Source organism: Peptostreptococcus anaerobius 653-L, from assembly GCF_000178095.1.
In the GTDB taxonomy this organism is placed as follows: Bacteria; Bacillota; Clostridia; order Peptostreptococcales; family Peptostreptococcaceae; genus Peptostreptococcus; species Peptostreptococcus anaerobius.
In genome coordinates this window covers 23,326-41,196 of sequence record NZ_ADJN01000002.1, presented here as the reverse complement: position 1 = coordinate 41,196, position 17,871 = coordinate 23,326, and the positions used below count along the sequence as shown (strand labels likewise).

At 35.4% G+C, this 17,871-nt stretch carries 20 protein-coding genes; 7 read left to right on the top strand and 13 right to left on the bottom strand.

Annotation, left to right across the window (positions count from 1 at the left end; genetic code table 11):
• Positions 1-2: 2 nt before the first annotated feature.
• The 3 genes from sufB to HMPREF0631_RS00245 form a co-directional block, all read right to left on the bottom strand.
• On the bottom strand, positions 3-1,415 hold the full coding sequence (sufB, locus tag HMPREF0631_RS00255) for a Fe-S cluster assembly protein SufB (RefSeq protein WP_002842512.1): 1,413 nt from the start codon (positions 1,413-1,415) through the stop codon (positions 3-5).
• Positions 1,405-2,196 carry a Fe-S cluster assembly ATPase SufC gene (gene sufC / locus HMPREF0631_RS00250; protein WP_002845041.1) on the bottom strand — a complete coding sequence of 264 codons (792 nt, stop codon included), beginning with the start codon at positions 2,194-2,196 and terminating at the stop codon, positions 1,405-1,407. Before sufC ends, sufB begins: the two co-directional genes overlap by 11 nt.
• Positions 2,197-2,418: 222 nt before the next feature.
• Positions 2,419-3,660: a SpaA isopeptide-forming pilin-related protein gene (locus HMPREF0631_RS00245; RefSeq protein ID WP_002842544.1), complete on the bottom strand. Its 1,242-nt coding sequence runs from the start codon at positions 3,658-3,660 to the stop codon at positions 2,419-2,421.
• Between the two features lie 277 nt (positions 3,661-3,937).
• Between HMPREF0631_RS00245 and HMPREF0631_RS00240 the strand changes: the two genes are divergently transcribed.
• Positions 3,938-4,426, top strand: coding sequence for a class A sortase (locus HMPREF0631_RS00240; protein ID WP_242821646.1), 489 nt, complete (start codon positions 3,938-3,940; stop codon positions 4,424-4,426).
• A 38-nt stretch (positions 4,427-4,464) separates the two neighbouring features.
• The gene (locus HMPREF0631_RS10075) at positions 4,465-4,611 is read left to right on the top strand and encodes a hypothetical protein (RefSeq protein ID WP_330360444.1); all 147 of its coding nucleotides are present in this window, start codon (positions 4,465-4,467) and stop codon (positions 4,609-4,611) included.
• A 29-nt stretch (positions 4,612-4,640) separates the two neighbouring features.
• Here HMPREF0631_RS10075 and HMPREF0631_RS00235 read toward each other — a convergent pair whose 3' ends face one another.
• A complete protein-coding gene (locus HMPREF0631_RS00235; protein WP_002842529.1) occupies positions 4,641-6,008 on the bottom strand; it encodes an MATE family efflux transporter in 1,368 nt (455 codons plus the stop codon).
• 15 nt (positions 6,009-6,023) lie between these two features.
• Positions 6,024-6,866, bottom strand: a complete 843-nt coding sequence (locus HMPREF0631_RS00230) for a DUF5685 family protein (protein ID WP_002842546.1) — start codon at positions 6,864-6,866, stop codon at positions 6,024-6,026.
• A gap of 186 nt (positions 6,867-7,052) precedes the next feature.
• On the opposite strand from HMPREF0631_RS00230, the gene HMPREF0631_RS00225 reads away from it, so the two are divergent.
• Entirely contained in the window at positions 7,053-7,496 is a 444-nt protein-coding gene (locus HMPREF0631_RS00225) for a C-GCAxxG-C-C family protein (RefSeq protein ID WP_002842523.1), read from the top strand.
• Positions 7,497-7,647: 151 nt separating this feature from the next.
• On the opposite strand, the gene HMPREF0631_RS00220 is transcribed toward HMPREF0631_RS00225, so the two are convergent.
• From HMPREF0631_RS00220 to HMPREF0631_RS00210, 3 genes are all read right to left on the bottom strand, one after another.
• Positions 7,648-9,546: a PTS fructose transporter subunit IIABC gene (locus tag HMPREF0631_RS00220; RefSeq protein WP_002842541.1), complete on the bottom strand. Its 1,899-nt coding sequence runs from the start codon at positions 9,544-9,546 to the stop codon at positions 7,648-7,650.
• A 20-nt stretch (positions 9,547-9,566) separates the two neighbouring features.
• A complete protein-coding gene (pfkB, locus tag HMPREF0631_RS00215) occupies positions 9,567-10,499 on the bottom strand; it encodes a 1-phosphofructokinase (RefSeq protein WP_002842527.1) in 933 nt (310 codons plus the stop codon).
• A gap of 197 nt (positions 10,500-10,696) precedes the next feature.
• Positions 10,697-11,443, bottom strand: a complete 747-nt coding sequence (locus tag HMPREF0631_RS00210; protein ID WP_002842530.1) for a DeoR/GlpR family DNA-binding transcription regulator — start codon at positions 11,441-11,443, stop codon at positions 10,697-10,699.
• A 335-nt stretch (positions 11,444-11,778) separates the two neighbouring features.
• On the opposite strand from HMPREF0631_RS00210, the gene HMPREF0631_RS00205 reads away from it, so the two are divergent.
• Positions 11,779-12,195 carry a MarR family winged helix-turn-helix transcriptional regulator gene (locus tag HMPREF0631_RS00205; RefSeq protein ID WP_002842513.1) on the top strand — a complete coding sequence of 139 codons (417 nt, stop codon included), beginning with the start codon at positions 11,779-11,781 and terminating at the stop codon, positions 12,193-12,195.
• A gap of 114 nt (positions 12,196-12,309) precedes the next feature.
• Positions 12,310-12,825, top strand: a complete 516-nt coding sequence (locus HMPREF0631_RS00200) for an ECF transporter S component (protein WP_002842531.1) — start codon at positions 12,310-12,312, stop codon at positions 12,823-12,825.
• Between the two features lie 64 nt (positions 12,826-12,889).
• Here HMPREF0631_RS00200 and HMPREF0631_RS00195 read toward each other — a convergent pair whose 3' ends face one another.
• The 5 genes from HMPREF0631_RS00195 to HMPREF0631_RS00175 form a co-directional block, all read right to left on the bottom strand.
• Entirely contained in the window at positions 12,890-13,081 is a 192-nt protein-coding gene (locus HMPREF0631_RS00195; RefSeq protein WP_002842560.1) for an XRE family transcriptional regulator, read from the bottom strand.
• A 40-nt stretch (positions 13,082-13,121) separates the two neighbouring features.
• Positions 13,122-13,337 (bottom strand): barstar family protein, encoded by a 216-nt coding sequence (locus HMPREF0631_RS00190; RefSeq protein WP_002842578.1) that lies wholly within the window; start codon positions 13,335-13,337, stop codon positions 13,122-13,124.
• A complete protein-coding gene (locus HMPREF0631_RS00185; RefSeq protein WP_002842571.1) occupies positions 13,337-13,588 on the bottom strand; it encodes a ribonuclease domain-containing protein in 252 nt (83 codons plus the stop codon). Before HMPREF0631_RS00185 ends, HMPREF0631_RS00190 begins: the two co-directional genes overlap by 1 nt.
• Before the next feature lie 123 nt (positions 13,589-13,711).
• Positions 13,712-15,247 carry a protein adenylyltransferase SelO gene (locus HMPREF0631_RS00180; RefSeq protein WP_002842516.1) on the bottom strand — a complete coding sequence of 512 codons (1,536 nt, stop codon included), beginning with the start codon at positions 15,245-15,247 and terminating at the stop codon, positions 13,712-13,714.
• A 16-nt stretch (positions 15,248-15,263) separates the two neighbouring features.
• Positions 15,264-15,743 carry an NUDIX hydrolase gene (locus HMPREF0631_RS00175; RefSeq protein ID WP_002842518.1) on the bottom strand — a complete coding sequence of 160 codons (480 nt, stop codon included), beginning with the start codon at positions 15,741-15,743 and terminating at the stop codon, positions 15,264-15,266.
• Between the two features lie 204 nt (positions 15,744-15,947).
• Between HMPREF0631_RS00175 and HMPREF0631_RS00170 the strand changes: the two genes are divergently transcribed.
• The gene (locus tag HMPREF0631_RS00170; RefSeq protein ID WP_002842570.1) at positions 15,948-16,433 is read left to right on the top strand and encodes a MarR family winged helix-turn-helix transcriptional regulator; all 486 of its coding nucleotides are present in this window, start codon (positions 15,948-15,950) and stop codon (positions 16,431-16,433) included.
• On the top strand, positions 16,414-17,787 hold the full coding sequence (locus HMPREF0631_RS00165; RefSeq protein WP_002842567.1) for an MATE family efflux transporter: 1,374 nt from the start codon (positions 16,414-16,416) through the stop codon (positions 17,785-17,787). The genes HMPREF0631_RS00170 and HMPREF0631_RS00165 overlap by 20 nt, the downstream gene beginning before the upstream one ends.
• Positions 17,788-17,871: the final 84 nt, after the last annotated feature.

The window sequence follows — 17,871 nt, the reverse complement described above, 5'->3', positions numbered from 1 at the left end:
TCCTAACCTATTGTACCTTCAAGTTCAAGATTTATTAAGTTGTTCATTTCAACTGCGTATTCAAGTGGTAGTTCCTTTGCTATAGGTTCAGCGAATCCTCTAACAACCATTGACTTGGCCTCAGCTTCACTTATACCTCTTGACATCAAGTAGAAGATAACTTCATCATCTATTCTACCTATCTTTGCTTCGTGGCCTAAATCGACATCCTGAGTTGCTATATCTATTACTGGTATAGTATCAGACCTTGACTCCTGGTCTAGCATTAGAGACTCACAAGATACTGTAGATTTTGAACCAGTAGCATTCTTAGTCATCTTTACAAGACCCCTGTATATTGCAACTCCTCCGTCCTTAGATATAGACTTGGAATTTACTGTTGATGATGTATTAGGTGCTGCATGTACTACCTTTGTACCTGTATCTAGGTACTGGCCCTTACCTGCAAATGTAATACCAGTGAATTCAGACTTGGCATTTTCTCCTCTTAGTATAGACATCGGATATAGACATGATACCTTTGAACCAAATGATCCAGATACCCACTCTATCTTACCATCTTTTTCAACTATACATCTCTTAGTATTTAGGTTGTACATATTTCTTGACCAGTTTTCTATTGTAGAATACCTAAGAGTTGCGCCTTCCTTTACAAATAGCTCAACTGCTCCGGCGTGTACATTTACAACATTGTACTTAGGTGCTGAACATCCCTCTATAAAGTGGCAGTAGGCACCTTCTTCAATTATTATAAGCGTATGTTCGAACTGACCAGCTCCTGGTGCATTTAATCTAAAATATGACTGTAGTGGTACGTTTACATTTACGCCCTTTGGTACGTATACAAATGAACCACCTGACCATACAGCATAGTGTAGGGCAGCATACTTGTGGTCTGCATTAGTTATACACTTCATAAAGTACTGTCTAACTATATCTGGGTACTCTCTTACCGCTGTTTCAAAGTCAGTATAAACTACTCCCTGGTCTAGAAGGTCTTGCTGCATATTGTGGTATACAACTTCTGAGTCATACTGGGCACCAACACCTGAAAGATTCTTTTCTCTTTCGGCTTCTGGTATACCTAACATATCAAATGTATTCTTTATGTCTTCTGGAACCTGGTCCCAGTCTTCAACAAGGTCAGCATCCGGTCTGATGTAAGTAGTTATCTCGTCAATATTTACTTCATCAAGGTTGGGTGCCCATGTAGGATTATCAAGCTCATAGAATTTTTTTAAAGATGCAAGTCTTATCTCAAGCATCCAATCTGGTTCATTCTTTTCCCTTGATATCTGAGTTACTATTTCCTCAGTTAATCCCTTTTCTGTCTTTGACTTGAACTTAAATTCATTTTTTATATCGTATATGCCACGATCCTGTTCTTCTATTTGAGTTCTCTTCTTAGTTTCCATTAGATGAATTCACCTCATCTCTAATCCAGCCATATCCTTCTTCTTCAATTCTAGTTATAACTGAGAAATCTCCTTCTTTCACGATTTTACCGTCAATTATAACATGAACGTGGTCTGGTTTTACGTTATGTATTATCTCCTTGTGGTGAGTTATTATAAGAAGTGCATTTTCATCACTCTTATACTTCTTTATTCCTTCAGCAACTATTCTAACTGCGTCTACATCTAGTCCTGAGTCAGTTTCATCTAGCATAGCAAGCTTTGGATTAAGAATCTGCATCTGTAGTATTTCTGTCTTCTTCTTTTCACCGCCTGAGAAACCATAGTTTAAGTATCTTCCAGCGTATTCAGACTTCATTTCTAATTCCTTCATCTTCTTAGATAGGTCCATATTGAATCTCAATACAGATACTGGCTTTTCTTCAACAGAATTCTTAGATGTTCTGATGAAGTTTTCAACACTGATACCTGGTACTTCTACCGGATGCTGGAATGACATAAAAATACCTTTTCTTGCTCTTTCATCAGCAGCCATATCAGTTACATCTTCACCTTCAAAATATATCTTACCTGAAGTAATTTCATACTTAGGATTGCTCATTATAGTATTTACAAGTGTAGATTTACCTGAGCCATTAGGTCCCATTACTACGTGTGTTTCACCCTTATTTATAACTAGGTTAACACCCTTTAATATTTCTTTTTCTCCAACCTTAACACATAGGTCCTTAATTTCTAATAATTTATCGTTCACTAGGTTCACGTTCCTTTCTATTAACATTTAATCTTCTCATTGTACAAGACTATATTACTATGTTTACCCAAAAAAATCAATCAATCTCGACTAATTTACTAGGAATTATTTTGTTTTTCTTTTAACAAGATGTATTTTAGCTGAAAGGCTTTTTATTTGCTGCTTTGAGCATAAAAAAATAAGGGCTAAAACCAGCCCTTATTTTTTGCAAATTGTTATCAATAACAAATTTTTATCATTGTTTTTATACTACTTTTTCCTTACTAGGAAAACTCCAGCTGCAACTATACCAAGACCTAAAACTGATAAGGCTCTAGTATTCTTTGATCCTGTCTTAGCTAGTGTAGCTCTCTTAGACTTAGTTAGTGGACTAGACTTCTTAGCACCTGGCTTAAGGCCTGTACTTATAGTCTTAGTCTTTAATTCAAGTGGAGTCACCTTGTCTTTTACAACTGTAAACTCATGGTTCTTAGCATCCTTAAGCTTGTGTAACTTGGCTACATACTTACCTGGATTTAAAGTAACTACGCCCTTTGATAGTAGGTTGCTTCCTAGAGATGAACTTGAAATGTATCCATCACTACCAGTTTTACCAATAAATATTTCTTTTTCTACAAGCTTACCATTGTTATCATACATGTAGATAGCAACTTCTAAGCCTGGCATAGGCTTGTTTGTTGTTATATTAATTCCCTTTATCTTAACACCAGTCTCTCTTGCCTGTGGATTTGGCTTTTTGCCATCGTTTAGCTTATGCTCTATTGTAACAGTAGACTGGCTAGCCTTGTTAACTACAATTTTTAATTCTTTATCAGCTAGATAATAACCCTGAGGAGCCTTGTTTTCCTTAATGTAATATGTACCAGGATTGATTGCTATACCACTTCCAACTGGCTCTATGCCTGAATCTGCAACACCCTGTGAGAATGAAGATATAACATTACCATTAGAATCAGTATTAAGTGTTGCAACTATATCGTTCTTAGTACCATTCTTTTTACTGTATATTTCTATTTCTGCACCTTCAAGTCCATTACGGTTTTTCTTGTCTATTGCCTTTATTATTATCTGACCCTTACCTTCTGGAATTTTCTTATTTTCAAGATTTATCGAATCAGCTACGTCTCCTATTACATAAAATTTATTTATATCTGTATTTAACATATAGTTTGAAGGTGACTTTACCTCTCTATAAGAATAGTCTCCGTTCTTAAGCATCAACTCACCCTTCTCATTGATATACTTAGGTGCATCCGATGGATTTAGTTTACCATCATCCCTAGTTGTAGCCTTAAATAAAAACTGTGTTTCCTTGTAAAACTCTACTGTAGCCCCTGCTAACTTGTTGCCGGCTTCATCAGTCTTAGTAAAAGGAATACTTGCCTTTAATTCCTTATCACTTGACTCATCCGCATAAATACTAGCTAGAGTCATTGGTACGGCTATTGCTGCTGCCAATAATAAACTGGCTAATTTTTTACCATATTTCATAATTTTACCCCCTATATTATCGTGTCCTTAATCATACTAAAATTCCTATTTCTCTACAAATTGATATAAATTATATATATATTTATCTATATAATATCATATTTTAAGAAAAAATAAAACAAAAATAATACATAAATGATATCTTATATTAAATAGATTATTATGTTATAATAAATCAATAAATGGATTTTTATTGATTTTAACTTACTTATTGGTTTTGATATTGAATTATAAAAATAAAAAAGATTTGGAGGTTGCAGTAAATCTGCTAATTATTATGAAAAAATTAGGTATACTATTAATCCTTATAGGAGTTGTTTTCTTCTCCTTCCCAAAAATAGCTGAATTGTTCCTTCTGAACAAAAATCAAGGCATAGTCGAAGATGTTTCAAGTAAAGAACTTGTTCAAAATGCCAATTCAGGTGATAAAAACTTCGACCAATCAAAGGTTAAACCCATAGATATCAATGGAGCTATTCTCAATGCAAAAGATGCAGATATGTCCAAGGTTGTCGGACAGCTTACAATTCCATCTATAAACAAAAATATCGCTATTTTCGATGGACTTGAAAATAATAACCTTATGTTCGGTGCTTGTACAATGAAACCAAACCAAAGGATGGGGCTAGGTAACTATGCAATTGCCGGTCACTATATGAAGAATGAAAAACTCTTATTTGGTGGACTAATGAATGTAAAGCTTGGAGACAAGATCAAACTTACAAACAAAAAAATATATATGAGTACACTGTTTTTAAGACCCTAAAAGTAAAAAATGACAGACTAGACCTAATACAGGATTCCATGACTTCACAGGCAGATGGTAAGGCAGTTGTAAGCCTTATGTCATGTTATTATGATGACAGTAACTACAGGTATTTTGTATTCGGTAAATTCGACAAGTTGTATCCATACAGTGCAGATCAAATGCTAAAAGGAATCCAGGACTAAAATCTTGGATTCCTTTTTTATATCAATAATCAATTTATCTGCTTAAACTTAACTCCGTCAATGCTGAATATATCCCGTTTGAGTACAAATAGGCACACAATAAAAGATACCAACTCAGCTATAAATACACCCCACCATACATTGTTTAAGTTGCCAGTGAGTGACAATAGGTATGATGCAGGAACAAGTACCACCAACTGCCTTATTATGGATATACTCATGCTCAAAAATCCACTACCAATAGCTTGAAATACACCTGAAGATATTATAGATACTCCAGTAAATAAGAAACTCATACTCATAATCCTAAATGCTATTACACCAGCGTCTATCATATATTGAGACGGTTTAAATGGTATTAGCAATTTATCTGGCATAAGCTGCATTATAACCATTCCAACTAACATAATTGCTAGTCCATATACCATAGCAATTTTTATTACTTCTCTTAACCTATCTTGGTTTTTGGCACCATAACTATATGCAACTATTGGTACAACCCCGTTGTTTAGGCCAAAAATAGGCATAAATATAAATCCCTGCAACTTGTAGTATACACCCATCAAGGCAACTGCTGTATTGGAAAAATTAGCCAATATCTTGTTAAGGGAAAATACCGTTAGTGAATTTATGGAAATCATCACTATTGATGGAAGCCCCACCTTGTATATATTCATAACTATATGTGGATCTAACTTCATGTACCTTGGAGATAGCTTGATATCCTTATTGTATTTAATACAAAAGACTGTCACTATGATTGCGCCTACAGTCTGTGATGTAACAGTTGCAACCGCTGCTCCCATAAGCCCCAGACTAGGCATACCAAAAAGTCCAAATATTAGTATTGGGTCCAATATAATATTGAGTATAGCCCCTGTCATCTGTGCAACCATAGTAAGCATTGTAGATCCTGCTGCCATAAGTATTCTCTCGACCATAAGATGCATAAAGATACCAGCAGACCCCATACAGCATATCCTCAAATATATAGGTCCCTGACTTATAATACTAGGATCTTGAGTTTGAAGCATTATAAAGTCCCTTGCAAATAAGAGTCCTACTGCAAAGAATACCAGATAAGAAAGTAATGCTAGAACTATACCATTATTGGCAGCCTTATTTGCATTCTTCCTATTTTGAGCACCTAGACATCTAGATATGTATGAGTTAACTCCTGTAGCTGTACCTATTCCGACAGCAAAAAATAATTGCTGAAGTGGAAAGGCAAGGGATACAGCCGTAAGGGCATCCTCTCCAATTTGAGCGACAAATATACTATCCACCAAATTATACATTGATTGAACAAGCATGGATATTACAATCGGAGCTGACATTGATAATATTAACTTTTTTATGGGCATTTGACCCAATTTTTCATCTACACCAGACTTCAATTTCTTCCTCCTATTTTATACTTGATTTTTCTTATTGTTTACACCATTTAATATTCCCTTATACCTAAAAAATATGCCGGAATATATTATATTATCTATTATAGGTTTATTGACCTTTATATCTAGAGAATTAACCGATGACTCCAACCTAAATAGGCATGTTTGAATGAGCCTATCCACCCTTTCTTTAAGGACCTCTCTCTTATCCTCGTAGTCCTTAAATGGGTTATAAGATCCTGACTTTAGGTCCTTGTCTAGGTCTTCGTAGGCATCGAGTATGTAGATATACTTGCCTATATTAAATCCTAGGTCCCTGAGCCTATCTTGATACTGGTCATCTTGGTAGGCAAATATCTCACCCATCAGGTCGCCGAAAGTATTTGATACAAGGTCTATATTATTTTCATTATTAGCCTCTAGTTCAGACAAGTCTGATAGACATTTTTTAATGTAGGCTGCCTTTTTAGGATACTTTGAGTAGGCAGTCTTAAAACTAGGCCTATATCCTAGTTTAGCTATATTATTGACAAGTCCTCCCTCATCCTCTACATTGTCCTCCAACTTATAATATGTCAAGAGTATATTCATACTAGCAGCATACTCTGTGTACTCATTTGATATATGCTTTTTCTTCTTGACCGGATCAGTTATACACTTTTCATAGAATATCTCTGAATCCGGTTGATAAAGTGAAGTCAGTATCAATATCAAAAATGTAATATCATAATTTATACTCAATCTAGATACCTCTGTATGGTTTCTCTTTAAATACTTACACAAGCCACAATAATAAGCCTTGTAGTGTTCATACTCCCTAAAAGTTAGGTCTTGTTTATTTATTCTAACGTATCCAAACATCTATTACCTCCTTATTAATCCCAGACTAGTTCAGGTAAATTACAAGCATTTTACCAAGTTTCTCAAGTTAGACTAGGACGCTTTATTCTATAGTATATACTATTAGCCTACATATATCCATACTTCTATGATATAATAATATGTATATTTCAAACAATAAAACAATAATTTTAGGAGGATATAATTATGACTTTTAAAGCTCAAATCAATACCGTTGAAGACGTACTGTCTATGTTCGGCAAAGGCCTTGATTGTGGCCAGGTGATAGTGTATGCTATAGCGAGTGACCTTGGTATGGATACAGATATGGCCCTAAAGTCTGCTGCTACTTTCGGTGGTGGTGTATTTAAGGGAGAAATTTGTGGCTCATATATAGGCGGTCTAATCGCTCTTGGACTAAAATATGGACATTCTAAGGAAGATGACCCAGCAAAGGGACAAATGATATCAAAGATATTCCAATACAAGGAAAAATATGAAAAAATCCAAAAATCTAGTGTCTGTTCAGATATCTTGGGCTACAACCTATCGATACCTGAAGAATCTAAAATTTTAGAGGAAAAAGGACTACTTACTACAGTCTGTCCAAAATTGACATTGGATATAATAAATATAGTAAGAAGCTTATAATTAACTACTATATTTTTAATTGCTATCTTGCACAAAAATTACAGTATTCTAAAAGGCTCCCAAGAAATTACTAGGAGCCTCTTTATATTGTATTTATTTTTTGACTTTAAAATTTATCTAACACTTGTTTGAACTCATATTATTGTCTAGCTTATTTTACTTCCATATTGTTTGGTCTTTTCCATACCCCATATATCATACCTGATACTAGCATACCTATTAGGATTGATAACAAGAAGAAAGCCACGTCATGACCGCTCATAACAAATGATACTAGGACTCCACCATGTGGTGCTGGTGCATTTACGTGCCATAACTGAGTGAGTCCACCTGCTATGGCTGAACCTATGACTGAGCTGACAATTACTCTGATTGGGTCTGCCGCAGCAAAAGGTATCGCTCCCTCTGTTATAAATGTTAATCCAAGTATCCAGTTTGTAAGACCCGACTGGATCTCTTTTTGAGTGAACTTTTTCTTAAATACTGTTGTAGCAAGGGCTATGGCAAGTGGTGGTACCATACCTCCAGCCATTACTGCCGCCATCAAATATCCCATCTTTGTAGATGTGAAAACACCTATTGAAAATGCATACGCAGCCTTGTTGACTGGACCACCCATATCAACTGCCATCATTCCACCTAGGATTGCTCCCAACAAGATTGCATTACCTGTACCTAGATGAGTAAGGGTATTGTTCATATATGTGTTGACAACTGAGAATATCGGGTCAATTACAAAGAACATGGCTAAACCAGTAAGAAGTAGACCAAATATAGGATATATTATCATTGGTTTGATTCCCTCTAGTGATTTAGGCATTGACGATGTTAGCTTCTTTAATAAGTTTACAGAATAACCCGCTATAAAACCTGCAGCAAGACCTCCCAAGAAACCTGCCCCTGCATTCACTGCCATTAGACCACCAACCATACCCGGCATTAGACCCGGTCTATCAGCTATAGACATGGCTATATAACCTGCCAATATAGGTATCAAGAAGGTAAATGCACCATTGCCACCTAGGTCCATAAGGAACTTGAAGATCTGACTTTTTTCACCAAATGCGCTCTCAGCCATAAATGAAACAGCTATCAAGATACCTCCACCAACTACAAATGGTAGCATATGTGATACACCATTCATAACATCCTTGTATATCTTGCTTCCTAGAGAAGTTTTTTCAGTAGCTACATCTTCTCTAGTACTATTTTCAGACTTATATATTTTTCCTTCTTTGTTCAAGGTCTTTACTATAAGAGCTTCAGGATTTCTTATCCCCTCTGAAACAGGTACTCTAATTATTTTTTTACCGTCAAACCTATCCATTTCAACATTCTTATCAGCTGCAACAATCACCCCTACAGCCTTTTCTATTTCTTCCTTAGTAAGGACATTCTTTGCTCCATCACTTCCGTTTGTCTCAACCCTTATATTTACACCCATCTGCTTTGCTTTTTCCTTCAGGGCCTCTTCTGCCATATAGGTATGGGCTATACCAGTTGGACAAGCTGTTACAGCTACTACTAGGGGTTTTTCAGTGTCATTTGCCATTACCACCTTCTGGGCATCATCAGCCTTTTTAGCTTCCTCACCCTCTGACTCACCCTTGGCAAATATAGCTAGAACCTCATCTTCATCCTTAGCATTGATCAATGCTTCTATTATATCTGGATTTAGGAGTAGCCTAGAAAGATTAGCAAGTGTCTCTATATGAGTATTGTTGGCTCCCTCTTCTGCAGCTATCATAAAGAATAGTCTTGATGGTTGGCCATCCAAGGCTTCATAGTCAAGTCCATCTTTCTTCCTAGCAAATAGGACACATGGCCTGTTTACTGCACTTGTCTTGGCATGAGGCATGGCTATACCATCTCCCAATCCTGTAGAACAAGACTCTTCCCTCTTTAGGATTTCTGCCTTAAAGACTTCTTCATCGTTTATCATGTTTTTCTCTTTTAACATGGCTACCATCTCATCTATAGCAGCTAGCTTAGAGTCTGATTTAAGGTCCATGATCATTATCTCTTTTTTCAATAATTCCGAAATTCTCATAATTGCTCCTTTATAATTTACTAAATATATTCTTCAACAACTACCCTAGATAGGATATTGTCTACTTCTTCTTTTTTACCTATGTCCTCACAAAAGGCAGTTGCCGTACCTGTTGCTACTGAATACCTAAAGCTATCGATAGGGCTCCTACCACTCTTGATAGCTCCTACAAATCCAGCTATCATTGAATCACCAGCACCAACTGAATTGACTAACTGGCCCTTGACCACCGGTGAATAGTATACTTTATCTTTATCAAAGAACATGGCTCCGTCACCACCCATTGATACTATTGCATACTGGGCACCTATTTCCAAACACTTCTTACCGTATTTTACTATATCATCCTTGGTTTCAAGTTCCACCGAAAATAATTGAGCAAGTTCTACTGTATTAGGTTTGACAAGCAAGGGTCTTTGTCTCATAGCCTCCATCAGAGCTCCTCCAGTAGTATCTACAACAAAGTCTGACCCCCTATCCTTGCATATATTTATCATTTGGTCTACTATATCCTTGTCTAAACCTGGACTAGAACTACCAGAAATTATCAGGGTATCATCAGGATTTAGCTTCCTTATTTTATTTAAGAAATCATCCTGTTCAGAGGCCGATATCTTAGGACCTCTTCCATTGATTTCACTCTCTATAATCTGACCTGAATCAGACATGGATTTTAGCTTTACGTTTATCCTAGTATTTTCATTTACCCTAGTAAAGTCTTCTCTCAAGCCTTCTTGATTAAACCAATCTTTTATATATTGTCCTGTATAGCCTCCCAAAAAACCAAGGGCTATATTGTCTATGCCTAAATTTGAAAGCAATTTAGAGACCATAATTCCCTTGCCACCTGCATTGGTGTATTCTCCCTTTGACCTATTCAACTCACCCTCTGTAAAATTATCCAACTTCACAATATAGTCAATTGAAGGATTTAAGGTCACAGAATATATCATTCCCTCACAACCTTTCATTTTTCCAAATTATTAAACCGTTTTCTTGGGTTTTATCTTATCTTTAAGTTGATTATACCACCAAAAAAACATCTTTTCAATCATTTACTATCATTTTCTTTCAAATGCTATCATTTTGAAGCACTTTTTTATAAACAATAAAAAACCACCTGCGTTAAATCAGGTGGATTAGGTCATTATTATATTGTTATTACTTCACTGGCCTCAACTATCCTAGGATCTATTTCATCCTCACTGACATTTGTGATGATACTTACATCCTCTAGCCTACATATCTCGGAAAATGACACCTTATCAAACTTACTTGAATCAGCAACAACATAAGGCCTCTTGGATAGCTGTATTGCCTTCTTCTTTACAGCCGCCTCGCTAACATCTGGTGTTGTTATAGAAGATTTATAACTTATTCCATTGGCCCCTATAAAAGCTATAGTGAATCGATAATGAGACAAATTTTCTACTGCCATTTCACCTACAATGGTGTTGGTCATAGGTTTTATAGAGCCACCTATTATATAAGACCTTATCTTATTTTCTACAAGCCTGTCTATATTGTGTATTCCGTTTGTCACTACCACAATATCCTTCCCCTTTAAAAAGGGTATGATCTCATTGGTTGTAGTCCCCGCATCTAAATACAGGCAGTCACCATCCTCTACCAAACTTGCACAATACCTACCAAGAGCTATTTTACTGTCAGTATTTTCGTGCTTTCTAGTATTAATGCTAATATCTTGGGTAAAATTAGAGCTCGAAATAGCTCCTCCCCTCACTCTTTTTAAGAAACCTCTTGCTTCCAATTCGTCAAGATCTCGTCTCACTGTAGACTCACTAGTCCCTAGTATATCCACTAGGTCTTTTAGCTTGACTGAATTATTTCTGTTTATGTTTTCAATTATATATTCGTACCTATCTTCTGTTAACATATCTTCACATCCATCATCCTATACTTAGATTTGATCCTGTTTGTACACATTTTTATCTACCACGATTCGATCTTGTTTGTACATATTTTTATCTACTACTGCGGCATCATTGTTTATCTACCATTATATCATCCATTATATTAGATGTAAATTATCATATCAAGAAGAGCCTCAACATATGCAATCTGTATTTTAAATAAATTAATAGTTAGTAACTGTTTTAATGCTTTAAATAGTGGTATAAATTTACTATAAATATATTCAGTTATGTGTATTTTCACAAAAACTGTTTTAATATGCGTATTTCACAAAAATTGTTTTAAAAGGAGGATTTTATGAAGAATCAAGATAAAAATCTGTACTATGCTATTAACAGAACTATAAATATGATACAGAGAGATGCAGAAAAAATATTTTCAAAATACGACCTTACTAGGGGCCAGTTTTCTATTATGGAAGTCCTACATAAAAATGGTGAGTTATGTATAGGTAACGTTCAGGAAACTATACTTATGACAGGTGGTAATATACCTGTTATAGTAAATAACTTAATTAAGAAGGGTCTACTTGTTAGAAAACAGGATGAAGCTGATAGGAGAAGATACCTACTAAGTCTTACAGATGCTGGAAACAACTTAATTAGCAAGGTGATTCCTGAGCATGATGCTCTTATCAAGGAATTTTTCTCTAGTGTAGGTTCAAATGAAAAGAATACACTTATAAATATTTTCAACGACTTATCAGCCAAATAAATTAGTGTACTAGTACAATTTCATTTTATATCCAATATAAATTGAACAAGATAAAAAAGTGTATTATCATGAATATAGATATTATTCTTATTAATTTATTTTTAGGAGGTTATTATGAGTGATAATGCATTGACAAAGAACGGTTTTACAACCAAAGACCTTGTCCTTTGCGGAGTCTTGATGGCACTTACGACTGTAATGACTATGATTGTTCAGATACCAGTAGTTGGAGCAAATGGTTACGTAAATATGGGTGACACAGTAGTTTTATTCTCTGCTATGTACCTAGGTAGGAAACATGGTGCTGTTATAGGTGGTGTAGGTTCTGCACTAGCTGATCTTATATCAGGTTATGGCGTATATGCACCAGTAACATTTATTACCAAGGGCTTGGAAGGTTACGTCTGTGGTCTAATTTGCGAAAAGATTCCCAATAAAAAGGGTAACATTATAGCAAGTATTGTAGGTGGTGCTATTATGGTGAGTGGTTATTTCATAGGTGAAATATTCATGTACGGCGGTATTAAGCAGTCTATAGCAGCGGCTCCTGCCAATACTCTACAGGCCTTATTTGGTATAGTTACTTCTTTACTGATATATACAGGTGTTAAAAAAGCTTTAAAAAAATAAATACCAAACTTACTATCAAAAAACCTAGTCAGGACTGAGTCCCAACTAGGTTTTTTTACTTTTACTATTCAACTATCAATTCTTGAACATCTATATCCAAGACCCTAGCCAATTCTCCTAACAATATGTCATCCAGCATACTAGGATCATTATTTTCTAAGATCTCAGATATTTCTTCATCGCTAATATTCAAGGCTGCTCCTAGAAGTCCTATATCAAGACCCCTATCTTCCATTATATTTTTTATATCCAACATAATATCACCTTAATAAAATATTTTAAATTTATAACTAGGCCTATCTAGTCAGCATGTCTTCTATTAGTTCTTGCATCTCCATTTGAACCTTGCCACCCTTGATTACTTCTATATCTAAATCCTTGTAAGACTTGATTTCATCATGTAGTGCATCTAAATTATATCCATATTCATCCCCAAAATTTAGTTCCTTAGCCATAAATTCATGGAACTCATCTAAACTATTTATCTTGTTAAAGTCAACTATTAATTTCACTATTCATCCTCCTCATACAATTTTTCAAACGTCTTATAGTGGTCACCAGTATAATAAATCAATCCGTCATTTGAAAATATTATCCTCTTTGGCCCTCTCTGGCTAACTTCCCTGTCCTTCGATGAAACATTACTCTTTTGTGAATCCGTAAGATTCTGAGAGCATCCTGTTGCCATTGTGACAACAAGTAACAAGATCATCAAGTAGGAAATAGCCCTTCTAAACTTTTCCATAATCACTTTAGTATTCACTTTTTTTCCGCCTCTAACCTAGAGCTATACTATAGACTATTCTACCATAAATGGAGTATTTATTATATACATATTGTATATATCTTGTATTTCATAGTGTATATGTGTCCTATATCATGGCTCCTATGTACCACAATATGTCCTATAAGTAAGTGGTGTTGAAATATCTTTTTTCGCCAACTTTATATTGACTTGATTTAATTCGTATGGGTTTTTAAGGGCACTTGCAAGTTCAATTAGTTCTGACAAGTCACCACCGTTTTCAAGACCGCTTATAATATCTTCTACCAATCTGTTTCTAGCTATAATCACAGGATTGTTTTGTTTCATCAAATTCTTATAGTCGTTTTCTTTTGCCCTTGATTTTTGTATGTCTAGGCTTCTCCTAGAGTCAAGCTTGTCCTTCCAAGCCTTGAACTCATCTGACTCAAATAAGTTTTTTATTCCTGTAAGTTCCCTGTAATCTAGCTCATCATAGGTCATTGCAAGGAATGTATTTGTATAGTCTGCTTCATACTTTTCAAGCATAGTCAGTAATTCAAATAATAACCTACTATCATCTTCTTCACTACCGTATATACCTATTTTCTTTTTTAGCTTATCAAACCAGAATGAGTGAAATATCAAGTGGAACTTCTCTAACTCTTTTTTCGCTATATCAAGGCCCTTTTCATGGTCTTGGTCAAACAAATCAACAAGACTATGGGCTAGCCATGATAGGTTCCAAGCCCCTATTGTAGGCTGGTTCTTATAGGCATACCTACCAGCCTTATCGATTGAGCTATATACTGTGTCCAGCCTGTAAGTATCCATAAAGGCACATGGTCCATAGTCTATAGTCTGACCTGATATAGCCATATTATCCGTATTCATGACCCCATGGATAAATCCTACAGACATCCAATCAGCTATTAACTTGGCCTGTCTATTCAAAACTCGTCTGAAAAATTCTATGTATATATTTGAACTAGATGATTTGTTTTCATCATCTAAAATATCCTTATAGTGTCTCTTAATTGAGTAATCTGCCAAGTCTTTGACCATATCTTTGCCACCCGTTTGTTCAGCAAATTGGAATGTTCCAACCCTTATATGGGAATCTGCTATCCTAGTTAAGACTGCCCCCTTTTCTCTTTTGTACCTGAACACATCTTCGCCAGTCAAACAAATTGCAAGACTCCTTGTTGTAGCTATGCCCAATCCAGCCATAGCCTCGCTTATAAGGTATTCTCTGACCATAGGCCCTAGACTTGCCTTGCCATCTCCTCCTCTTGAGTAGATAGTCCTTCCAGAACCCTTCAACTGTATATCTACTAGTTTGTCACCTACTTCAAGCTCTCCTAGTAGAATTGCCCTACCATCACCTAGCATATTTAGATAGCCAAACTGATGACCCATGTAGGCCTGTGCTATAGGCTCTGTACCCTTAATTTTATTTTTCCCAGTCAAGACCAAGGCCATATCCTTGCTATATAGTAGCTTTGGATCAAGACCCATATCCTTGGCAAGATCTTCATTTACAAGTAGGGTGCTTACACCGCCCTTGTTATATGTAAAATTTTCTAACTTATCCATATCACACTCGCCCAACCAAACCCTATCTAAAAGATCACTGTAAAGTTCCTTGGGCAAGCCCCTATATGTATTTTTTAATCTCATACTATTCCTTTCTAGACTATATCAAGTCCTTCCTGTACTCAAGCTTATCAGACATGAGCACGTCATCCTTGTAGTCGAGTGTAAGGTATATCTTGTCTTCACCAAGCCCCTTACCCTCTCTTAACAACCTGTGGAATATCCTGTCACCATCCCATATATTGAGGTCTTCTATCTTGTCTATATCTACCCAAGCTAGGTCTCCTTCATCGCATATTTTTTGGCTACCAGAGAAGTCTTGGCATGTAAACAAATACATATCTTCTGGTGGGTTGTTATTGTACTTAAATACCACCACTCCCCTAAATATACAATCATGAGCATCGTATCCAGTTTCTTCCTTAATTTCTCTTACTATACCCTGAGCTGGAGTTTCGTCTTCTTCAAGCTTACCACCAACACCTATCCATTTGCCTTTATTGACATCCACCTCTTTTTTGGTCCTGTGAAGCATCAAATACTTCCCATCCCTTATTAGGTAACATAATGTAAATTTCATAATAACCTCCCAAAATGTGACTATATATTTTGATTATACCATAATATACATCCATATAAACTTTTTAGTTGACATAACAACTAAAAAGATATATACTCTTATATAGTTGTCATATCAACTAAATAGGAGTTTCATAAATACATTATCCAATATAAGACTCTTAAGTCTATTTTTAATATAACAATATAAAAAGAGGTGGTACTTATGATAAAAAAAACCAATATAAGCATGGAAACAATAAAAGAATCTGCCAAAATAAGTCCTAGTAGAATAATTTCTCTCCTATACAGAAAGGGACAGGTTTATAAAAACATCCATCTGAAAGATTTGAATATTACAAGTTCGGAACAGCCCTTTATAATAACTATATATTTAAATGAGGGTGTATCTCAAGAATATTTATCAAGTTATTTGAATATAGACAAGGCTTCCACAGCAAGAGCCATACAGTCCCTAATAAAAAAGGGTATGGTGGAAAAGATTAGGTGTCAACACGACAAAAGACAAAATAAGATATACCTAACCGACAAGTGTATAGAAATAATAGAGCCCATGCATTACATATTGGAGTCATGGGTAGACATACTAACCTATGATATGACACCAGAAGAAAAAAATTTAGCCTATGACTATTTAAATAGAATGGCAAATAATGTAGAAAGGATATTTAATGGAACAAACAAGAGATAAAATACAGATAAATAACCCACTAGGTTATGAAAAAATTTCTAAATTACTATATCAGTTTTCTATTCCTGCTATTATTGGCATGATGGTTAATGCCCTATATAATGTAGTAGATAGAATGTTCATTGGTAATGCGCCAGATTTGGGTGCAAATGGATTAGCTGGAATAACAATTTCATTTCCAGCTATGATTATAACCCTTGCTATAGGAATACTGTTCGGTCAAGGTGGTGCAACAGTTTTTTCAATAAGTTTGGGTCAGGGAAAAATCGATAAGGCAGAAAAATCAATAGGAAATGCAGTAGCTATGCTCATAATTGTAGGATCCGTGATAACAATTCTTGGAGAAGTATTTCTAAAGCCCCTTATGACAGTCTTTGGAGCAAGTGAGGCTGTCCTTCCATACTCAATGGAATATATGAGAATAATTTTTATGGGAACTATTTTCCAAGTCCTTGGTATGGGATTTAATAATTTTTTGAGAGCCAGTGGTGAACCTAAACTTGCTATGATAACTATGTTTGTAGGGGCTGGTATAAACATTTTACTTGATCCTTTATTTATATTTGTTTTCAAGATGGGAATGAGTGGAGCTGCTACAGCAACTGTAATATCTCAGATTGTATCTCTTGTCTGGTCTGCAAGCCACTTCCTAAAAAAGGATGCCCCTCATAGACTAAGAATAGAAAATATGAAAATCGTTCCCGAAATATCTAAGGAAGTATTAATGTTGGGATTACCAGGCTTTATGCTTCAGTTAGCAACTAGTGTGCTTAACCTTATACTAAATACCTATCTTGCAAGATATGGTGGCGACATAGCTATCTCTGGCATGGGTATTATCAACTCCATACAGATGCTGATGATCATGCCTATAATAGGTCTAAACCAAGGTCTACAACCTATTGTAAGCTTTAACTACGGAGCAAAGAACTACACAAGGGTAAGGCAAGCTGCAACTGCATCTATCATAGTTGCCACAATAATATCCTTCTCAGGATTTCTTCTCGCCATGTTTGGAACACGTGCGTTAGTCGGACTATTTAATAGACAAGAAAATCTGATGAACTTCGGAGTAATGGCCCTGAGAATTTGGATAATGTGTCTTCCAGTCGTAGGTTTCCAGATAGTTGGATCCAACTTCTTCCAAGCTATAGGAAAACCAAAAATAGCCATGTTGCTTACATTAACTAGACAAGTTATAATATTGATGCCTGCTATAATTATATTCTCTAAAATTGCAGGTCTAAATGGTATTCTATATTCAGCCCCGTTTGCAGACCTGAGCTCAGCAATACTAACATCAACATTTTTCTTTAGTTTTATGAAAAAATTGAAAAATACTCCCGCAAATTAGGAAATCTTTCATATTAATTAAAATCCCCAGATAATGTAATTTCCGGGGATTTATTATTTGTCTACCTTTATATATTTTTAATCA

What these genes read in the sequence shown, in the direction of transcription:
- HMPREF0631_RS00200 (WP_002842531.1), top strand. Translation starts at nt 12,310, where the DNA reads ATGAGTGATAATGCATTGACAAAGAACGGTTTTACAACCAAAGACCTT.
- HMPREF0631_RS00170 (WP_002842570.1), top strand. Translation starts at nt 15,948, where the DNA reads ATGATAAAAAAAACCAATATAAGCATGGAAACAATAAAAGAATCTGCC.
- HMPREF0631_RS00245 (WP_002842544.1), bottom strand. Translation starts at nt 3,660, where the DNA reads ATGAAATATGGTAAAAAATTAGCCAGTTTATTATTGGCAGCAGCAATA.
- HMPREF0631_RS00230 (WP_002842546.1), bottom strand. Translation starts at nt 6,866, where the DNA reads ATGTTTGGATACGTTAGAATAAATAAACAAGACCTAACTTTTAGGGAG.
- HMPREF0631_RS00220 (WP_002842541.1), bottom strand. Translation starts at nt 9,546, where the DNA reads ATGAGAATTTCGGAATTATTGAAAAAAGAGATAATGATCATGGACCTT.
- HMPREF0631_RS00165 (WP_002842567.1), top strand. Translation starts at nt 16,414, where the DNA reads ATGGAACAAACAAGAGATAAAATACAGATAAATAACCCACTAGGTTAT.
- HMPREF0631_RS00210 (WP_002842530.1), bottom strand. Translation starts at nt 11,443, where the DNA reads ATGTTAACAGAAGATAGGTACGAATATATAATTGAAAACATAAACAGA.
- HMPREF0631_RS00225 (WP_002842523.1), top strand. Translation starts at nt 7,053, where the DNA reads ATGACTTTTAAAGCTCAAATCAATACCGTTGAAGACGTACTGTCTATG.
- HMPREF0631_RS00205 (WP_002842513.1), top strand. Translation starts at nt 11,779, where the DNA reads ATGAAGAATCAAGATAAAAATCTGTACTATGCTATTAACAGAACTATA.
- HMPREF0631_RS00195 (WP_002842560.1), bottom strand. Translation starts at nt 13,081, where the DNA reads ATGTTGGATATAAAAAATATAATGGAAGATAGGGGTCTTGATATAGGA.
- pfkB (WP_002842527.1), bottom strand. Translation starts at nt 10,499, where the DNA reads ATGATATATTCTGTGACCTTAAATCCTTCAATTGACTATATTGTGAAG.
- HMPREF0631_RS00240 (WP_242821646.1), top strand. Translation starts at nt 3,938, where the DNA reads ATGAAAAAATTAGGTATACTATTAATCCTTATAGGAGTTGTTTTCTTC.
- HMPREF0631_RS10075 (WP_330360444.1), top strand. Translation starts at nt 4,465, where the DNA reads ATGACTTCACAGGCAGATGGTAAGGCAGTTGTAAGCCTTATGTCATGT.
- HMPREF0631_RS00175 (WP_002842518.1), bottom strand. Translation starts at nt 15,743, where the DNA reads ATGAAATTTACATTATGTTACCTAATAAGGGATGGGAAGTATTTGATG.
- sufB (WP_002842512.1), bottom strand. Translation starts at nt 1,415, where the DNA reads ATGGAAACTAAGAAGAGAACTCAAATAGAAGAACAGGATCGTGGCATA.
- HMPREF0631_RS00180 (WP_002842516.1), bottom strand. Translation starts at nt 15,247, where the DNA reads ATGAGATTAAAAAATACATATAGGGGCTTGCCCAAGGAACTTTACAGT.
- sufC (WP_002845041.1), bottom strand. Translation starts at nt 2,196, where the DNA reads ATGTTAATAGAAAGGAACGTGAACCTAGTGAACGATAAATTATTAGAA.